This is a genomic window from Saccharospirillum salsuginis, from assembly GCF_014651855.1.
GTDB classification, from domain to species: Bacteria; Pseudomonadota; Gammaproteobacteria; order Pseudomonadales; family Natronospirillaceae; genus Saccharospirillum; species Saccharospirillum salsuginis.
Genome location: NZ_BMXR01000006.1, coordinates 323387 through 340492 on the forward strand (window position 1 = coordinate 323387; position 17106 = coordinate 340492).

Annotated in this window: 16 protein-coding genes; 7 read left to right on the top strand and 9 right to left on the bottom strand. The window is 60.0% G+C overall.

All coding sequences use genetic code 11. From position 1 onward, the window contains the following. Positions 1-75: 75 nt before the first annotated feature. The 5 genes from thpR to IE111_RS13860 all read right to left on the bottom strand — a co-directional run bounded on the left by thpR (position 76) and on the right by IE111_RS13860 (position 6134). On the bottom strand, positions 76-597 hold the full coding sequence (gene thpR, locus IE111_RS13840; RefSeq protein ID WP_189609678.1) for an RNA 2',3'-cyclic phosphodiesterase: 522 nt from the start codon (positions 595-597) through the stop codon (positions 76-78). 3 nt (positions 598-600) lie between these two features. After that, a complete protein-coding gene (locus tag IE111_RS13845; RefSeq protein ID WP_189609680.1) occupies positions 601-1281 on the bottom strand; it encodes a TetR/AcrR family transcriptional regulator in 681 nt (226 codons plus the stop codon). A 313-nt stretch (positions 1282-1594) separates the two neighbouring features. After that, a complete protein-coding gene (locus IE111_RS13850) occupies positions 1595-2962 on the bottom strand; it encodes a DUF1302 family protein (protein ID WP_189609682.1) in 1368 nt (455 codons plus the stop codon). Then, entirely contained in the window at positions 2959-3783 is an 825-nt protein-coding gene (locus IE111_RS13855; RefSeq protein WP_189609684.1) for an outer membrane lipoprotein-sorting protein, read from the bottom strand. Before IE111_RS13855 ends, IE111_RS13850 begins: the two co-directional genes overlap by 4 nt. Further along, on the bottom strand, positions 3783-6134 hold the full coding sequence (locus IE111_RS13860; RefSeq protein ID WP_189609686.1) for an efflux RND transporter permease subunit: 2352 nt from the start codon (positions 6132-6134) through the stop codon (positions 3783-3785). Before IE111_RS13860 ends, IE111_RS13855 begins: the two co-directional genes overlap by 1 nt. Positions 6135-6350: 216 nt before the next feature. Between IE111_RS13860 and IE111_RS13865 the strand changes: the two genes are divergently transcribed. Both IE111_RS13865 and IE111_RS13870 read left to right on the top strand, forming a co-directional pair. Beyond that, positions 6351-7061, top strand: a complete 711-nt coding sequence (locus IE111_RS13865; protein WP_189609688.1) for a hypothetical protein — start codon at positions 6351-6353, stop codon at positions 7059-7061. A 153-nt stretch (positions 7062-7214) separates the two neighbouring features. Further along, entirely contained in the window at positions 7215-8549 is a 1335-nt protein-coding gene (locus tag IE111_RS13870; RefSeq protein ID WP_189609690.1) for a cytochrome P450, read from the top strand. A 257-nt stretch (positions 8550-8806) separates the two neighbouring features. On the opposite strand, the gene IE111_RS13875 is transcribed toward IE111_RS13870, so the two are convergent. Together IE111_RS13875 and IE111_RS24645 are read right to left on the bottom strand one after the other, a co-directional pair. Beyond that, a complete protein-coding gene (locus tag IE111_RS13875) occupies positions 8807-11887 on the bottom strand; it encodes a beta-galactosidase (RefSeq protein ID WP_189609692.1) in 3081 nt (1026 codons plus the stop codon). Between the two features lie 564 nt (positions 11888-12451). Next, a complete protein-coding gene (locus tag IE111_RS24645) occupies positions 12452-12586 on the bottom strand; it encodes a hypothetical protein (protein ID WP_268245031.1) in 135 nt (44 codons plus the stop codon). A gap of 69 nt (positions 12587-12655) precedes the next feature. On the opposite strand from IE111_RS24645, the gene IE111_RS13880 reads away from it, so the two are divergent. The 5 genes from IE111_RS13880 to IE111_RS13900 all read left to right on the top strand — a co-directional run bounded on the left by IE111_RS13880 (position 12656) and on the right by IE111_RS13900 (position 16451). Beyond that, entirely contained in the window at positions 12656-13471 is an 816-nt protein-coding gene (locus tag IE111_RS13880) for a fibronectin type III domain-containing protein (protein ID WP_189609693.1), read from the top strand. A 145-nt stretch (positions 13472-13616) separates the two neighbouring features. Next, entirely contained in the window at positions 13617-14435 is an 819-nt protein-coding gene (locus IE111_RS13885) for a cobalamin-binding protein (protein WP_189609695.1), read from the top strand. Continuing rightward, complete coding sequence (locus IE111_RS13890) at positions 14432-14803, top strand: C1orf53 family protein (protein ID WP_189609696.1); 372 nt, start codon at positions 14432-14434, stop codon at positions 14801-14803. The genes IE111_RS13885 and IE111_RS13890 overlap by 4 nt, the downstream gene beginning before the upstream one ends. Next, the gene (locus IE111_RS13895) at positions 14800-15891 is read left to right on the top strand and encodes a hypothetical protein (protein WP_189609698.1); all 1092 of its coding nucleotides are present in this window, start codon (positions 14800-14802) and stop codon (positions 15889-15891) included. Before IE111_RS13890 ends, IE111_RS13895 begins: the two co-directional genes overlap by 4 nt. Next, the gene (locus IE111_RS13900; protein ID WP_189609701.1) at positions 15888-16451 is read left to right on the top strand and encodes a DUF922 domain-containing protein; all 564 of its coding nucleotides are present in this window, start codon (positions 15888-15890) and stop codon (positions 16449-16451) included. The genes IE111_RS13895 and IE111_RS13900 overlap by 4 nt, the downstream gene beginning before the upstream one ends. Before the next feature lie 20 nt (positions 16452-16471). Here the strand turns inward: IE111_RS13900 and IE111_RS13905 are convergent, their stop codons facing one another. Then, a complete protein-coding gene (locus IE111_RS13905; protein WP_189609703.1) occupies positions 16472-16714 on the bottom strand; it encodes a hypothetical protein in 243 nt (80 codons plus the stop codon). Next, positions 16714-17025, bottom strand: a complete 312-nt coding sequence (locus IE111_RS13910) for a 4a-hydroxytetrahydrobiopterin dehydratase (protein ID WP_189609705.1) — start codon at positions 17023-17025, stop codon at positions 16714-16716. Before IE111_RS13910 ends, IE111_RS13905 begins: the two co-directional genes overlap by 1 nt. Positions 17026-17106: the final 81 nt, after the last annotated feature.

A 17106-nucleotide genomic window follows, 5' to 3' on the forward strand; every position in this document is an offset into this window, starting at 1 on the left:
CATTACCAATGGGGACTACCGAGCCACAGTATCCTTCGCACGGCAGATATCGGCCAGGCCTCTTCTGCCCTACACTCAGGTTTTCCTCAGCGGCCACTGTTTCTGCACGTCGTAACGCACGCCCTTGTCTACCGGCACCGACTCATACAGCGCAAATGAATGTACCGGCATCTCGATACCCTCCGGCGCCCAGGGCAAAGTTACCGGCGGCGCCTTCTTCGCCACCGTCAGATGCGGCACATACGCCCGCTTGTCGACCGGAAAGCCCATCTCGGACAGTGCCTGGTTCATCGTCTTTACCAGCTCGCCCAGTTCGCTCGGTACCCTGGATGGCCCCAGCCAAACGTATTTGCCGCGTCCAAACTGGCCGACCTTGTCCAGAGTCAGTTGAAACCCACGCGCTTCGAGTTGATCTCCCAACCGGAACAACGCATCGAGCCGTTCATCTTCTACGCCGCCGATAAACGCTAATGTGATGTGCAGGTTCGGTTCGGGCACCCAGTGACGTTTCAGTCGTGTCAGGTTGTGTTCGCGCCAGTCGAGGACGGCGCGACGGGTCGAGTTGGGGCAGGGCAGGGCGAAGAAGAGGCGTTTCATGGATCAGGGATGGACTTTGGCCAGCGTCGCTTTCAAGCCTTCGATCTGGATGGTGAACAGGTGCTCCAGTATTCGGGTCAGCGACTCGCGATTCTCGGAGGCGAATTCCTCCGGCCAGTGATGGCAGGTGGTGACGGCATCGACCACCCCGGCTTTGAGCAGCAGAGTGACGCCATGCACCAGCGACCAACTGCTGAATGAAGCCACCGATTGCTGGTAATGATCGGGGTTCAGGCCTTCGGCACGTAACAGATCGGTGAGTGTTTCACGCATCAGGGTTTCGCCGCAGGCGGCGGATTGGGTGAGTTCTTCGGTGAACCGGTCTTTGTCCGGTGTCCAGGTGAACAGGAGGTTGAACAGCCCGGGGTGCTCGAAGGCAAAGTTGATGTAGCCGCGAGCGAGGGCGCGCATGCGGGTATCCGGGTCGTTGGATGGGGCTTCGTCGACATGCTGGCGCAAGAAGGCATCGAGTTTCAGGAAAGCGGCGGCTTTCATTTCGACCATGAGGGCCATTTTGTCGGCGAAGTGGTTGTAGGCGGCTGTGGGGGTAACGCCGACCTGTTTGGCGATGGCGCGCAGGCTGAGGTTGTCGAGGCTGTCGGCTTCGAGAAAATCGAAGCCGGCTTCGATCAGGGCGGCCTTGAGGTTGCCGTGGTGGTAGGCGGATTTCTTCTGCCGGGTCATGGTGTTTCCTGATGCTTTGGTCAGGTCAAGTCTAACAGAAATGTTGGGGGGTATTGTGCCATTGGTCAGCATTACCGTGGCTGTGTAAAGTTTTTTGCCAATGGTCCGCGCCAGAGGCCGGGGGGCTCTCACTCCGGGTCGCGCGGTATGCCGCCCACTCAACCCATCCATGGGGCCTAGACCGCAGCGTCCCTGCTGCGGACTCCCCTGCGTGAGAGCCCCCCGGCCCCTGGCGCTTAATACGTGCTTGTAACGTCCACCGTAGGGTGGGCACTGCCCACCATGGGTAAGATACCGTGCCCCGTACCTCGACCTAAAACCCGTACCGAACCCCAAAAACCACGGCATCGTTATCCCGGAACGCATACAAATCCTGCTCCTCGTCCCCGGCCCAATACTCGACCACACTCGCATTCAACGAGAGATGATCGCTGGCCCGCCAGTCCGCTTCCGCGCGGGTAATCACCCCTTCGTTGCCGGGTAGGTTCACGGCCTGCGCCGTCAGATCAAGCTGGTCGTTCCAGGTTGTCCAGCGTGCCCGCAGCGATTGGGACAGCTGGGTTTCGTCCACAGCGAGAGGGTCTCTCCAGTCCAGGGTGTGGATAACACCGACTTCGCCGGTCAGGGTCAGGTTGGCGATACCGGTGTAGTCGGCGGCGATCATGCCGCGCCATTGCTGGTGGTCGGACCAGGGTTGGGTCGGGTCTTCGGCGGCGAGGTGGACGCCGTTGTGCCAGGCTTGTTCGGTTTTGAACAGCCAGCTGCCGAGCGCCCGCTGCAGGTTGAAACCGATGATCTGCCGGCGTTGGGGTTGGAGGGTGACCCGCTCGACGAACGGTTGACCGCCGGCCATGCCGAGGGTGACGTCGGTGAGGCTGTATTGGGTGTCGTTGACGTCCGCGGCGATGACGCGCAGGTCGGTTCCGGGCCAATTACCGGTCCAGCGGGCGGCATAGCCGAGGGCTTGGTCGGGGTCTTGTTGGTTAAGGGTCGTGGGGCCGCCGCGCCAGGCGATGAGGGGGTCGAATTCGTCGTATTCGGCGGGGTAGCGGTCGGTACCGGTCCAGCCAAGCAGGGCGAGGTCGAAGTGGCCGGCCCAGTTGAGGGTGGCGGCGGGGACGGGCAGACGCATCTGTTCGAGATCGCTTTGGCCGGGCCAGCGTTGGTCGCGGCGGGCGAGGACGTCGGTGACGATAAGGCTGTCGGCTTCGCCCCAGGCGAGGGTCTGCAGGCCGGCACGAACCCAGAGGTCGCCGTTTTGCCAGTCGAGGTAGCTGTCGGACCAGTGGAATTGCCATTGGCGGGCTTCAAACTGGTCGTCGGTGAAGGCGTAGCCGGTCCAGAGTTCGGCGTCGAACAGGTCGGGCAGCCAGTCGTGGCTGAGTGAGCCGGCCATGCGCAGTCGAACGTCGGACCAGTCGGCGGTGACCTGGCCGTAGAGCTGGGTTTCGAATCGGGTCAGGTCGGCCTGGTCGCGGCTGGCGCCGTTTTCGGGGGCGCGGTAGCCGTAGGCGGTTTTGTGTTGCAGCCAGCCGAGCCATTGGATCGGGCTCTCCCGGACCGGTTCGGCCGGGGCGTCGGTTTCCACTTCACCGAAGAAGTCTTCGGCCAGGGTCGGGAGGCTGACTGTGACGAGGGCGGCCGCGAGGGCCGCCATGGGGAATCGATGGATCGTCATCATTGAATGCCTTGTTGCATGGCCTGGGTGGTGAACAGGCTGGCGTCGTTGTGCTCGTTGTAGTCGATGCGCTGGATCTGGAATACGCTGGCGTGCTCGCGCTCGCCGTTGCGGGTGGTGATCATCTGGATGCGTCTGGCGGTCCAGATGCCGTCGATCTGTTCCAGGTCGCGGGCGCTGAAGTATTTGACGCGACCGCCGTCGGCCACCTGGATCTTGGCCTGGACCTGGACGTAATTGTCCTTGCGGATCCACAGTTCGGAGCGCTCGTAGCCGGTCTCGTCGTCAACGCGTTCGGCGTATTCCGGTTTCGGGACGGATTCGATCCGCCAGGCCGGGTGGCCGTTCACCTCTTCGTCGGCACTGATCAGGGTGTAGTCGTACCAGTCGATGTTGGGGCCATTCAGGTCCGAGTAGCTGAAGTCGCTGCCCATGAAGGAGCCGGACCGGTCGCCGGCGGCGATGCGGCGCACCTGCTTGAGGGCGGGCAGGTAGAGCCAGGCGTCGTCGTCCCGGTCGGCGTCGTCGTGGTCGTAACTCAGGTAGGCGGTGCCAGCGACGTCGGTCGGCGAGCGGAAGAAGGTGATCGACTTGGTGGTGTCGCCGTCTTCCAGCGACAGCATGCGCAGGTCGCGGACCCGTTCGCGGTCTTTTTTGTCGATCAGGATCAGTTGGGCGTCGGCCTCGGACGAGGTGCCGGTGTCGCGGGCGTCGACGCGCTCCATGATCTCGCGGGCGGTCAGGTCTTCCGCCTGCGCCAGGCCGGCGGAGGCGAACAGGACCGTGGTCATCAGCAGTAAGGTGGTCGGGTTTGAAAATCGCATCAGAGGTTTCCTCCTTTGGCGGACGCGGTGAGCGTCGGGGTGGTGTCGGTACGTTCGGCCCGGCCGTCGATCAAATGCAGCACGGCGGGCAGGAAGATCAGGTCGCCAACCAGGGCGAGCGCCATGATGGTGGCGGCGAACAGGCCGGTGTAGATGTAGGGAATGAAGGAGCCGAGCAGCATGACGCTGAAGCCGATCACCAGTACCAGCGAGGTGAAGACCACGGCGCGACCGGCCTGTTGGGTGGCCTGGTGGATGGCGTCGTAAGTATTCAGGCCCTGGCGGCGGCCGCGCAGGTAGCGGTTCATCATGTGAATAGCGTCGTCCACGGCGATGCCCATGGTCATGGCGCCGACGATCATGGTGCCGAGGTTCAATGGGATGTTGAGCAGCACCAACAGGGCACCGGTGAGCAGAATCGGTACAACGCTCGGCACCAGGGCGATCAGTCCATATTTTAGCGAGCGGAACAGGACAATGAAGCTGCCGCCGATGATCAGCAAGGCGACCATGAACGACTGGAACATGCCCTGATTAATGTAAGTATCCTGAGCGTTGTACATCACCAGGCTGCCACTGAGCTGGACGGGCAGGGCTGGGAAGTTGTCGGCGATATGGTGTTCGACGCGCTCGAGTAAGGCGCGGGTCTCGCCGGCGTTCATGTTCAGAATCGGCACACTGATGCGCAGGTAACGTTCGTCGAAATCCTTGAGGTCGGTCAGGTCTTCGTCGCTGCCGCTGTTCTCGTAGAGCAACAGGAACTGGGCCGCCATCTCACGGCTGGTCGGCAGCTCGCGGAAGGCTGGATCGTCGAAATTCAGCGACTGGTTGATCTGCTTGTGGAAGTCGACCAGCGAATTGACCTGACCGCTTTCCGGCTGGTTTTCCAGCCAGGCCTGCAAGGCATCGACCCGGTGCAGGAAAGCCGGTTCGTGAATGCCACCGGGTTCGCCGCTGTCGATCATCAGGTCGATGTTCTGGATGCCGTTGTAAGTGCGGTCGAAATACTTCAGGTCCGCCCGGGTCGGGTTGTCCTGTTTGAAATAGGTGATGAAGTTGGAATCGACCTTGAGATTCGGGACCAGCACCAGACTGGCGACCAGTAAGACGGCACCCGCCACGGTCAGCGTCCGCCGGTGGCGATGGGTCCAGTCGGGCACTGTCGATGTCAGGCGAGCGACCAGGCCGGTGTCGACACTGTGCCGGGTGCGGTCGGAGAACCAGGGAATGAAGCTGAGCAGGGCGGGCAACAGCGTCATCGCCAATACAAACAGTGTCATCGCGCCGATGGCGCCGAGCCAGGCGAACTGCTTGACCGGGACCAGTTGGGTCACGCTCAGCGCCAAAAAGCCCGCGGCCGTGGTCAGGGCGGTGAAAAAGGCGGGTACCCAGAGGTGTTCGACAGTGGACCGGGCCGCGGCTTTCGGATCCTGCCCTTCGCCGCGGAAGCGATAGAACTCGACCAGTACGTGCACCGACACGCCGACCCCGATGATGATCAGCGCCGGTACCAGGGCGGATTCGACCACCGAATGCGGCCAGCCCATGACGCCCTGGATACCGGTGACCAGGGTAATGGCGCTGCCGATCAGCACCCAGGGAATCAGGGTGCCGGTGGCCGATCGGAAGCTGACGAAGAGGATGACGATCATCACCACCGCCATGGTCGGATTGATCCAGGCCTGATCGCGCTTGGACAGCACCTCGAACTGTTCGGCGAACACCGGCTGGCCGCTCAGATGCAGCGGATAGCCGCGTTCGGCATAACCCTGTTCCTCGATGAATGCCCGCACGGCCGTCATCAGCGACATCTTCACTTCATTGCTGCCGCTCTGGTACTGAACGCGCGCGGCGATGCGGGTGTGTTGAAAGTCCTCGGTGATCAGGCTGCCGAGCGCCATCTCTTCCCCGGCCATGATCTCGCGACCTTCGGCCAGGAGGTCTGTATCACCGAAGTCCTCGAATACCGTATCGGTCGCCAGCAAGCCGCCGTCCGAATGGGTGTACTGGTATTTCGACAACGAACGGACCTGGGTGACCTCGGGCCGGCGTTCCAGAAAATCGGTCAACTCGTCAATGACGGTGAGGGTATCCGGATTGATGACATCGGCTTGGTCTGCCGGCGCATCGATGCCGATGGAGAGGTATTCGACATCGCCGAAACGGTCGAGCAACTGATTGAAATCGTCCAGATGCGGGTCGCCTTCGAGGAAGAAGCGTTCGTTGGAATTGTCGTAGTAGAGGTTGTCCATCGGGGGGATGGACAGGGCCAGCAGGACGCCGAGGGCGGCCAGCACCAGCCAGCGACCTTTGACGACGGCCGTGGCCCAGCCGTGGATAAACGATGCCATGGGGTCTCCTTGAGCTATGTTATCGTTGTTCACATATAAGTTAACAGCGTGAAGTTATGATTGTAAAGTTATGATTGTTCAGATTGTGACTTTTGGCAGGGTGGCGCGTTCCCGGGCTGGAAGGTCAAGTCGTTGAAACTGAGAGGCCGGTCTCGGTGCGTGACGCGTTTTTGTGGAATGCTGCCTCTAATGAGAAATAAAGCTGAGGAGTAGCGCATGCGCTGGTTGTTGTGGGGTCTTTGCATCGCAGGGCTGGCGGGCTGTAACCCGGCGGTGCCGGGCGATGTACAGGAACAGGACGAATCGGATCCGGTCTCGGGTACGACCGAAGGCGATGCCACGCTGCCGCTGGACATCAGCGGCATTCGCTTCACCGAGCGGACGCCCGGGCCGGTTATGGTGGTGCTGGAGACGGAACTGCCGACCGAGGCCGACGTCCAGGTGTATGTCGATGGCTACCTGGTGAAAGAGGAGGCGATCCCCAGGTCCTGTCAGGTATTACCGGCAGTCACCGTCTGTGAGGACTCGGTGTTCCGCAAGGTGCCGGTGATGATCGAGCGGAGTGGCGAGATGAACGTCGAAGTGGTGGCGATGAAAGGGGACCGCTGGCGGAGCGAGTCGTTCTCGCAAACGATAACGTTGGCGTCCTGCCAGTCCAATCAAGCCACTTACGAGTCCGAACTGCAGCCGATTCTGCGGGGCAGCTGTGAACGTTGCCACGGTAACGGCAACGCCGGCGTATTCACCGCCGACGACACCTGGCCGCAGTTTCGCACTTCGCTGATCAACCGGGGCGATGCCTTCTATCGTTACCCGTCCGGACAGGATCCGGGTCACGACGCGCATCCCTTCAGCCCCTATGACGCCACCTATCGCCTGATGGCCGAGATGCTCTGGCGTGCCGAAGGGGACTTTTCCTGTTCGTAAAGGCATACTGCAAAACCTGAAATGGATCACAGCCTGGAACAGTATGACTTTACGTCATTATGTTTCGGGACCAAGCTGGTTCAGCATCCCGCGACCTCTCAGGCGGTTCCTGAATGCCCGATTGGCGCGGTTCGTCAGTCAAGGAGTTGCAGTATGAGCAGTCAAATCAGCCAGGCCGCCGGGCGGGAAATCCCGGGCGACAAGGGTTGGCCCCTGATCGGCCACACGCTTGAAGTTCTCAAGGACATCCAGACCTTTTTCGATCGCAAGACGGACGCCTATGGCGAGGTGTTCTCCACCCGCTTTCTCGGTGAAACCTGGATCCGCCTGACCGGTCCGGACGCCTGTCAGTTCCTGTTGCAGGACAGTGGCAACCACTTCTCCACCAAACTCGGTTGGGAAAGTTTCGTCGGTGATCTCTTCCCCCGTGGCTTGATGCTGAAAGACGACGACGAGCATCGGTATCACCGGCGCATCATGCAATCCGCATTCAAGAAGGAAGCCATGGTGCGGTACCAGTCGCTGATGGCCGATGTCATGCCACGACTGTTCAGCCAGATCCCGACCCAGGGCGAGGTGGAGTTTTCCGAGTATTCCCGCCAGGCCCTGCTGGAAATCGGATCCCGTGTCTTCATCGGCGAATCCGACCCGAACCGGATCGACCAATTGCAGAAAGCCTTTCGCAACACCGTCGAAGCGACCATGGCGATCGTGCGCAAACCCATACCGGGCACAAAATACAATCGTGGTCTGAAAGGTCGCGCCTTTCTTGAATCCTATTTCCTGGACAAGGTCGCGGAAAAACGCCAGGACGTCAGTGGCAACCTCTTCGCCCAGCTGTGTCAGGCCAAGGACGAAGACGGCAACGATTTCAGCGACCAGAACATTGCCGACCACATGATCTTCATGCTGATGGCCGCTCAGGACACCACCAGCAGCGCCCTGACCAGCCTAATGTATGCCCTGACCGAATACCCCGAGTGGCAGGACAGATTACGCGAGGAATTCCGGCCTTACCAAACCTTGAGCTACGCGGACTTGCCGGAGCTGCGCCAGACGTCCTGGGCGTTCAAGGAAGTGCTGCGCATGTTCACCCCGGGCGCCGTCATCCCGAGACGTTCAAAGCACGAGGTGATCTACAACGGTTATCGCATCCCGGCGAACACCGTGGTGTCCGTCTCCCCGGTTCACAATCATTATCTGCCGGAATACTGGAAAAACCCGGAGGTCTTCGACCCGGAACGGTTCGCACCGGGCCGCGAGGAAGACAAACAGCATCCGTTCCTGTTCGCCCCGTTCAGTGGCGGCGCCCACAAGTGCATCGGAATGCATTTCGCGGAGATGGAGGTCAAGATGATCCTCTTCTACCTGCTGAAAATGTTCCGCATCGAACGCGATACCCGCATCCCCGTCAAATGGCAAAAAGCCCCGGTGTGGCATCCCAAGAAAGGACTGCCCATTCGGTTTTCTGTCTTGCCCGCTTCTTGACGGTTGAGCTTGTGGAATGTTGGGTGCCCACCCTACGAAAAATTAGGGAAAGCGGTGTCTACGGTGGCACGATTCAAGCGACCGGTGCCGGGGGGTGGCCTATTCGGGGAAGTCGGCAGCATGGATGCTGCCGTCTAGCTTACATGGATGTATTCACAGCGACCCCGAATAGGCTACCCCCGGCACCGGGTGCGGACCCATGGCACCGAAGGTAATTAAGCCACAGTCTACCCAGTCAATTCCTGGCACCCAATTCGCTACCCATTGGCAACAAACGTCAAACTGTAGTTGTAGTGACGCGCGGTGAGCAGGTACTCGGGGTGAACGCTGGGGCTCCAGGAATCGTCTCCGCCGACACCCATGTGGTGGGCGTCGAGTCGGATGTAGATACCTTCGTCTTCCGTCAGCTCATGAGTGTGTTTGGCCTTGGCCAGGGTTGCCTGACTGTAGCGGCTGACGCCGAAATGAAACTCACCGGTGATGGTAACGGGACCGACGGATAATTCTCGGGTGTCGCAACGCAGGCCGTTTTCGCTCGGGAAAATATAGGGCGTATGCAACGCTTCAATCGTCTCCCGGTGGCGACCGATGTCGGCTGACAGCTTGCGATCCGGGTAATTCTCGTGCGGCCCGCGGCCGTACCAGTAAGCCTCTTCAGGACGCTCCACCAATACGAATTCGAGACCAACGCGGGCCAGTGGGGGCAGGCCCGGGGCTACGTCCAGATCGACCGTCACCGTCAGAGTGCCATCCTCCGAAATGACATAGGTCCAGTAACTGCGCGCCACCGTGTGGCCATCGGCTTGCAACGCCTGGACGGTGGTGATCTCCACATCCGTGTCGCCCTCGACCCAGGTCAGCCCCTCGGAGGTTCGCTCCAGCCGATCCAGACCCGCCATCGCCCACCGGGCCGACCAGGCATTGGGGTCGACGTTGGCCGCTTCGCTGACGCCGATGTCGTTGTCCAGCGGGGCGCGCCATAGGTTGTCGGTCATTGGTTTGCGCAGTAACGGTTGATCCCGGTGCCTCCAGTCCGTCAGCAGGCCTTCATGACGGTCGAACCGGAAGCGGGCGGTACCGGCTTCGATGATCAGGTGATCGTCGCTGACCTCGGCTGTCGGTGCCGGACCTTGGGCGAGGGGGCGGTCGGGCAGCGTCCGGGCAGAGGGCAACTCGAACTGAGCTCGGGCGACTTCGTGGCCGGCATCGGACCAAGTGGTGGGTTGGGGTTGATCGATCCACAGGGTCAGGTGGTAGTCGCTTCCCGGTTGTGGTTCGGGTGGGTCGGAGGCCAGCGTCAATTCGATGCTGGCGCCCGGAGCCAGGTCGAGCGGCCATTCGTCCTGGGCGATCACATAGCCGTCCTCGGTCAGGGTCCAGTGCAACTGTTCGTTGTCGGTCGCCCGGAACAGGTATTCGCTGGTGACGGTCACCGTCAGCGGCCGGGTACTGTTCAGTGCGAACTGAAAGAATTGCTGGGCGCGTTTGGCTTCGAACAGGGTCGGGTGCGGGGTCCGGTCCGGAAAAATGAGACCATTGATGCAGAATTGGCGGTCGTTGGGCTCGTCGCCGAAATCGCCGCCGTAGGCCCAGTAGGTCTGGCCGTCGTCGCTGGTTCGGGTCAGACCCTGGTCGACCCAGTCCCAGATAAAGCCGCCCTGCAGGCGGGGGTATTGGCGGAAGGCGCGCCAGTAGTCGTCGAAACTGCCCAGGCTGTTGCCCATGGCATGGGCGTACTCGCACAGGATCAGCGGGCGGTCCTCGCCGGGCAGGCCGATCCATTTCTGGATGGCCCACTTGGGTACGGAAATAGGCCGGGTCAGATCGGTTTTCACGCGGGCGTACATCGGGCAGATAATGTCGGTTGCCGGGGTGTCGGCGCCACCGCCTTCGTATTGCACCGGGCGGCTCGGGTCGGTCTGCTTGATCCACTGGTACATGGCGTGGTGGTTGGCGCCGAGGCCGGATTCGTTGCCGAGCGACCAGATAATGATCGACGGGTGGTTGCGATCGCGCAGCACCATGCGAGTGGCGCGTTCCATATAGGCGTTCAGCCAGGCCGGGTCGTCGGACAGTCGGCTCGACGGATCCATGCCGTGGGTTTCCAAATTGGCTTCGTCGACGACATAGAGACCGTAGCGATCGCACAGCCGGTAAAAGTCGGGATGGTTGGGGTAGTGGGCGGTACGCACGGCGTTGAAGTTGTATTGCTTCATCAACCGAATGTCGGCTTCCATGCTCTCGCGGGTTACGGCATGACCTCGTTCGGGTTCGTGTTCGTGGCGATTGACGCCCCGGATCAGAACCGGCTGGCCGTTGACACGCAACAGGCCATCGCGAATCTCGACCGACCGGAAACCGACATCGTAGGCTTCAACGTCCAGCAAACGTCCGTCCAAATCCTCCAGGCAGACTACCAGTCGATAGAGGTGGGGGGTTTCAGCTGACCAGAGCCTGGGTTCTTGAATCGGGATGCGATGGTCGGCCCGGTCGCGAAAGGCGCCGCGTTCGTCGACTTCGGTGTTGCCGGGCATGGCGACCACCTCATCCGTGACCGGGGTGTGGCCGTCGAACAACTGGATGCGTACCTGGGTGTCCGGGTCGTTGACGCGGGTCTGAACGACCAGATCGGCGTCGCGGTAGGCGGCGTCGAGTTCGGTGCGAATCGACACATCCTCGATGGCGCGTTTGGGTTTGAGCAACACATCGATGTCTCGAAAGAGGCCGCTCAGCCACCACATGTCCTGATCTTCCAGATAGCTGCCGTCGGACCAGCGCAACACCATGACGGCCAGTCGGTTGTCGCCGGCCTGAACATGGGGTGTCAGGTCGAATTCCGCCGGCAACCGGCTGTCCTGGCTGTAGCCCACCCAGGCCCCGTTGCACCACAGGTGAAACGCTGAATTGACCCCGTCAAAACAGACGCGAATGTCACGTTCGAGGTCCTTGTCCGTCAAGGAAAAGGTGGTGGCATAGCAACCGGTGGGGTTGTCCTGTGGCACCCGGGGTGGGTCGACCTCGAACGGGTACTGGACATTGGTGTAGATCGGCCGGTCGAACCCCTGACACTGCCAATTGGACGGGACCTCGATGGCCGTGGCTTCCGCCGGCGGACGCTTGTTGGTCAGAAAGGCCGGATCCACGGCTTCGGGGCGATCATACAGTACGAAATCCCAGTGACCGTTGAGCGAGCGCCGATGGGGGGACTTTTGTCCGGCCAGTGCTTGGGTGGCATCCGTGTAGGCGAACAGCGGACTGTGGGCGGTCAGTCGATGAGCGCTGGTCACCAGCGGATTTTCCCAGTCACGACGGACCAGGATGTCATTGAAACCGGGCATGTATGGCCTCCAGGCAGAAACGAACGGCTTGGTAACGTTTTCAATGATTGTCGACCAAGTCTATGACCGGGTCAAACCGAGTTGAGGTTCAAGAAAATCGCGAAGCAACAACCGACGACTTTCCGTCACTGTGCGGTTGCTCACAATAATACAAAGTGAAAATTGTCACTGGACATTGTTCATAACCTGAATGCGTCAATTCATCACAGGAAAGTTGTGATCAGATCGGGATCCGGATTGTGATGGACTAGAAATTGGCACTTCGTTCGAAGCAAAAATGACATCATTTTGACTGTGAAAAGGCCCTAATTCGTCAATCTTAGTCGTTTCTGTAATAAAAAATACGATTAGAAGTACCGCACATTTATTAAAACCATCCTCCCGTACCATGCCCTGCATCTTCACTCATCACACGAAAGGCATGGTCAAATCATTATGAAGAAGTTCACACTCTCAATTTCGGTGCTCGCCAGTGTGGCGCTGGCAGGATGCCAAATCGAAGATGGAACTTCGCAATTCCCATTTGGATCCGGGAGCGGCGCTGACAGTTACACCCTGTCATATTCATTGCAGGCCGATCGGTCCGCTGGCTCCAGCGTGCAGAACGCGGCGCTTGCATCCGACGGTCAGTATTATTTTTACTTGGACACTGCCGATACCACCGCCGGCACAGTTCAATTTTTCATCAACGGTACTCATGTCAATTCGGACTCCACTTATCCGTACGATTTGAACGGTGGCAGCCAATTGGCCGCCAATGTTCAGGACATGAGCGTATTCACTGAAGGCAGCAACAACCTCATCGCTAAAATCGATGGCGAAATTGTTTCCAATTCCGAATTCAATCTGGAGGTAGTGACCACCGACCCCGAGCCGACACCGGACCCCGAGCCGACACCGGACCCCGAACCGACGCCGGACCCTGAACCGACACCGGATCCCGAACCCGAGCCGGAACCGACACCCAGTTACAGCCTGGTATTCTCAACCGTCTCAGATCGGAGCAGTCCGGCGACGGTGGAAGGTGAATCCTTCGATGTCAGTGGTACCTACTATTTCTTCCTGGATACCAGCGGTGTGGATGTCGGTGCGATTCGCTTTTACATCAATGGGTCTCTCATCCAGACCGAGTGGGGATATCCCTATGACATACAAGGCGGTAGCGATAGCAGTGCCAATGCCCAGGTCATGACCGATTTCAGAGAAGGCCAGAACACCATTACGGCCGAACTGGATGGCGTCCAGGTAGCCAGCGCTACCATGACCGTGGGTACGAACACCGACCCGGAACCTGAACCGGAGCCCGAACCGCAACCAGAGCCCGATCCGGTCGATACAATGGATGTCACCTTGTACTGGAACACACCCCTGGAACGGGAAAACGGTGAAACCCTGGACGTGAACGAGATCGGCGGCTACGAGATCCGGTACCGCCTGGCCGGCGAGGAATACCAGTCCGTCACCATCAACGACGGATCTGCGGACCAACATCTGTTCACCGACCTGACAGCGGGCGATTACGAATTCCAGATCGCCACCTTCGATACCGACGGCGTCTACAGTGAGTTTGTAGCCGCGCAGTAGGCAACCCAGCAAAGTGAGTGCTTGATACCCCGGCTTGTCCGGGGTTTTTTTTACGCGACAGAAGGGTGTCTGAAGCCGATCGGCATTCAATCTTGCCGGTTCCTTGAGTAGGATGAGGTTGTCTCTCTCAACTGGATCACCACTCATGTCTCACGCCTGGCTTCCGGAACGCATCGTTTGTCTGACCGAAGAGACCACCGAGATGCTGTATCTGCTCGGCGAACAGGACCGCATTGTGGGCATTTCCGGCTTTACCGTCCGTCCTCCCCAGGCGCGCAAGGAAAAACCCAAGGTCTCGGCCTTCACCAGCGCCAAGATCGACGAGATCCTCGACCTGAAACCGGACCTGGTGCTTGGCTTCTCCGACATCCAGGCCGACATCGCCGCCGAACTGATCCGACACGGCGTTGCCGTCCATGTGTTCAACCAACGTTCCATCGAGGAGATCTACCGGGCCTGTGTCACCATTGGCGCGCTGGTGGGGAAGCAAGACGAGGCGATGAAGCTAATGGAGCGGCTGGCGCACAAGCTCGCCATCATCGAAGAGAATACCCGTCGGCGAACCCTTCGCCCCAGGGTTCATTTCGAGGAATGGGACGAGCCCATCATCACCGGGATTCGCTGGGTCAGCGAAGCCATCCGCATAGCCGGAGGGGACGATTGCTTTCCCGAACTGGCTTCGATGAGCCTGGCCAAAGACCGCATCATCGCCGACCCTCTTGAGGTAGTACGCCGCCAGCCGGACATCATCATCGGTTCCTGGTGCGGCAAAAAATTCAGACCCGAACAGGTGGCCGCCCGTCCGGGATGGCAGGACCTGCCGGCCGTTCGCAATCATCACATTTTCGAAATCAAGTCGTCCGATATCTTGCAACCGGGCCCGGCCTTGTTGTTGGACGGGATTCATCACCTGGAAACCCTGATCGACCGCTGGTACCACGAGCAGGAGGAAGCGGTGACATGACTGACAAGACGTGTTCCGAATGCCGCACCGTTTTCGATTGCGCTGCCGGCGGTTCGACCGGGTGCTGGTGTAACGATTTTCCCCCGGTCATGGCGCCGGATCCGTCACTGAGCTGCGTCTGTCCAAGCTGCCTGGCAAAAACGCTCAGACAGCGCATTCGCGAGACCTGTGACACCCTCGATCGAACGGCTTGTCTGGCACTGGCCCGGCCCTATCGGGACCGGAAACCACTGATCGAGCATCTGGACTATTACCTGGAAGATGGCAACTGGGTGTTCACCGAATGGTTTCATTGGAAGCGTGGACAGTGTTGCGGCAACGCCTGTCGGCACTGTCCCTATAGCCATGAGGCTGTGCCGGAATCATGATGAAGCGCGTCCTGGGTATGTTGGCACTGGCCATTGGATTGAGTCCGGCCGCCCTGGCCGAAGACGAGGGCACGGACCTGGTGGCCCCCTGGATACAGGTCGTGCGCGATACACCCTATGTGTTCTCCGACGGGTTCCATTCGAATCTGTCAACGATCCGGGAGTGGGTCCTGCTCGGGGAAAGTTATTGTGCCGAACCCGACCGTCACATCCTGTTCGATCACCGCGGCCGCTTCCTGACCTGGTTCGACAACCTGGAGACGGTGGCCGCCAATCAGGAAAAACTGAACGAGGTCCGCCATACCCTTTACGAACAGGATCGGGTTCATCGCTGGATCGAAGGCGGTGCCGATGAGACCGGCTATCCGTTCGCCTTGCGTTGCGACCACCCTCATGCCGATATCGAAGAGGCGCTCGCCCGCCTGACCGGTGCCCGGCCGGAGGATCGGGTCTGGGGAACCTGGGACGGTATGACCGCCGGCAGCCCCGATGACCCGATCCCGTTGATCGACGTCGTACTGCAGGTGTTCGAGGAAAAAGCGCAGCGGCAGGGCTATGAAGTCTCAAACGCGGTCAAACGGGCGTTTCTGGGGCAAATCATGATCGAAAGCGGGGCTCGCAAGCGCAGTTTCTCGGCGGCGAACGCGGTGGGTATGCTGCAACTGCGCCCGGAAGTGTTGGCCGACTGCGAGATCGCCGAAGAGTTTCATTTGCATCGAATGGCTCAGGTCGATTGCGCGGTGCGACTGTACCAGCAGAACGATCGCAATCTGCGCCCGGTGTTCGAGTCCCGGTTCGGCGCCTTGCCCGATGAAAAGCGGGAATCCCTCTACTCGCTGTTGCTGGTTCAGGCCTACCACGGCGGCATCGGGCGCATGCAGGCGTTGTTGGGTGACGGGGAAGTCGGCCGCGCCTCGCGCCGGCTGGCCGAAGACGCCGATCGGTTCAGCGCCGAAGACCTGGCATTGGGTCTGGTGTTTCACAACATGGGCCGCATCGAACTGGGCCTGTCCTCCCTGTATTATCTGGTCGATGTATCCATCGCCAGCGATGCCGTCTGCGCCGCTCGTCCCGAGGTCTGCCCATGAGGCGGGGGTGGTGGGTCGGTGTCCTGGCCGCTTTGGCATTGAATGCCGTGGCCGATGTTCAGCAATCGCTGGACTATCGTGACTATCCTGTGAAGCCGCGTTCCGACGAGTCGATCAGTGACGCCCTCTACCGGGCATCGCCGATTTTGGAAGCCGGTCGGGTCTTTCACGGGTATACCCGGTGGTGGGTGGAATGGCGCTTCTGGTGGCGGGAAACGGCCAATCGCCAGTGTCGCATCGACCGGGTGTCCGTAGAGGTTCAGGGAGAAATCCAATTGCCGCGACTGGACGGTGGGACGCCCTCACAACGCGAGCGTTTCAACCGCTACCGGGAAGCCTTGCACCAGCACGAGTTGGTTCACTACGGTTTTGGCTTGCGGGCCGGCCGGGAAATCGAGAACAGTCTCCGCAACCTGCCACCGGAAGCGTCATGCCTGGAACTGGAGACCCGGGCCAACGAAACCGGGTATGAGATCCTGCGTGACTACCGGCAATTGGAAGACCGCTATGACCGGGAAACCGAACACGGCCGCACCCAGGGGGCCTGGCTGGAGGACTGAACCTGTATTTGTGCCCGCCGTTAGAGCTCGGTTTCCTGATCCTGCCAGTAGATCACCCAGCCCTGGTCACGGACAAAATGGTTGACCGCCTGAATCGACGGAAACCATTCGCTCAACAGCACCTCCGATGCCGGATCGTCCGAGCGATACACCATGACGAAAAAACCGTCTTCCTCGGTGTCCTCGCTGATGTGGCAGTAGCCCCGGTAGTAGTTCCCTTCGACAATCTCGCCGAAGCAGTTCAACAAGACGTTCAGTGACATCAGCGCTGTCCCGTGGCCAGTGCTTCCATGCGAGTGGCGAGGTCGAAATCCTTGTGGGAGAGCCCATCCACATCGTGGGTGGTCAACTGGATAGTCACCGTATTGTAGACATTGAACCATTCGGGGTGATGGTTCTTTTTCTCGGCGACCATGGCGGCGCTGGTCATGAAGCCGAAGGCTTCGACGAAATTCTTGAACTTGAAGGTCTTGGTCAATTTGCCGTCTTCGAACGACCAGGGTTTATCGAGCCCCTCATTCAAGGTGGCGAGCTCCGTTTCGCTCTCGGAAGCAGAATAGCGTTTCAGTTCCATGGCGTTCTCCAGTCACTGTGTGACCGTTCACCTTAGCAGCCACTGCGAAAGCTGTGAACCTGAGCCCACCACTCCCGGTGT

Coding starts and splice junctions, on each gene's coding strand:
- IE111_RS24645 (WP_268245031.1), bottom strand. CDS start 12,586: ATGAGTACCGTTGATGAAAAATTGAACTGTGCCGGCGGTGGTATCGGC.
- IE111_RS13900 (WP_189609701.1), top strand. CDS start 15,888: ATGAGGCGGGGGTGGTGGGTCGGTGTCCTGGCCGCTTTGGCATTGAAT.
- thpR (WP_189609678.1), bottom strand. CDS start 597: ATGAAACGCCTCTTCTTCGCCCTGCCCTGCCCCAACTCGACCCGTCGC.
- IE111_RS13910 (WP_189609705.1), bottom strand. CDS start 17,025: ATGGAACTGAAACGCTATTCTGCTTCCGAGAGCGAAACGGAGCTCGCC.
- IE111_RS13855 (WP_189609684.1), bottom strand. CDS start 3,783: ATGCGATTTTCAAACCCGACCACCTTACTGCTGATGACCACGGTCCTG.
- IE111_RS13895 (WP_189609698.1), top strand. CDS start 14,800: ATGATGAAGCGCGTCCTGGGTATGTTGGCACTGGCCATTGGATTGAGT.
- IE111_RS13865 (WP_189609688.1), top strand. CDS start 6,351: ATGCGCTGGTTGTTGTGGGGTCTTTGCATCGCAGGGCTGGCGGGCTGT.
- IE111_RS13880 (WP_189609693.1), top strand. CDS start 12,656: ATGAGCGTATTCACTGAAGGCAGCAACAACCTCATCGCTAAAATCGAT.
- IE111_RS13905 (WP_189609703.1), bottom strand. CDS start 16,714: ATGTCACTGAACGTCTTGTTGAACTGCTTCGGCGAGATTGTCGAAGGG.
- IE111_RS13885 (WP_189609695.1), top strand. CDS start 13,617: ATGTCTCACGCCTGGCTTCCGGAACGCATCGTTTGTCTGACCGAAGAG.
- IE111_RS13860 (WP_189609686.1), bottom strand. CDS start 6,134: ATGGCATCGTTTATCCACGGCTGGGCCACGGCCGTCGTCAAAGGTCGC.
- IE111_RS13890 (WP_189609696.1), top strand. CDS start 14,432: ATGACTGACAAGACGTGTTCCGAATGCCGCACCGTTTTCGATTGCGCT.
- IE111_RS13850 (WP_189609682.1), bottom strand. CDS start 2,962: ATGATGACGATCCATCGATTCCCCATGGCGGCCCTCGCGGCCGCCCTC.
- IE111_RS13845 (WP_189609680.1), bottom strand. CDS start 1,281: ATGACCCGGCAGAAGAAATCCGCCTACCACCACGGCAACCTCAAGGCC.
- IE111_RS13870 (WP_189609690.1), top strand. CDS start 7,215: ATGAGCAGTCAAATCAGCCAGGCCGCCGGGCGGGAAATCCCGGGCGAC.
- IE111_RS13875 (WP_189609692.1), bottom strand. CDS start 11,887: ATGCCCGGTTTCAATGACATCCTGGTCCGTCGTGACTGGGAAAATCCG.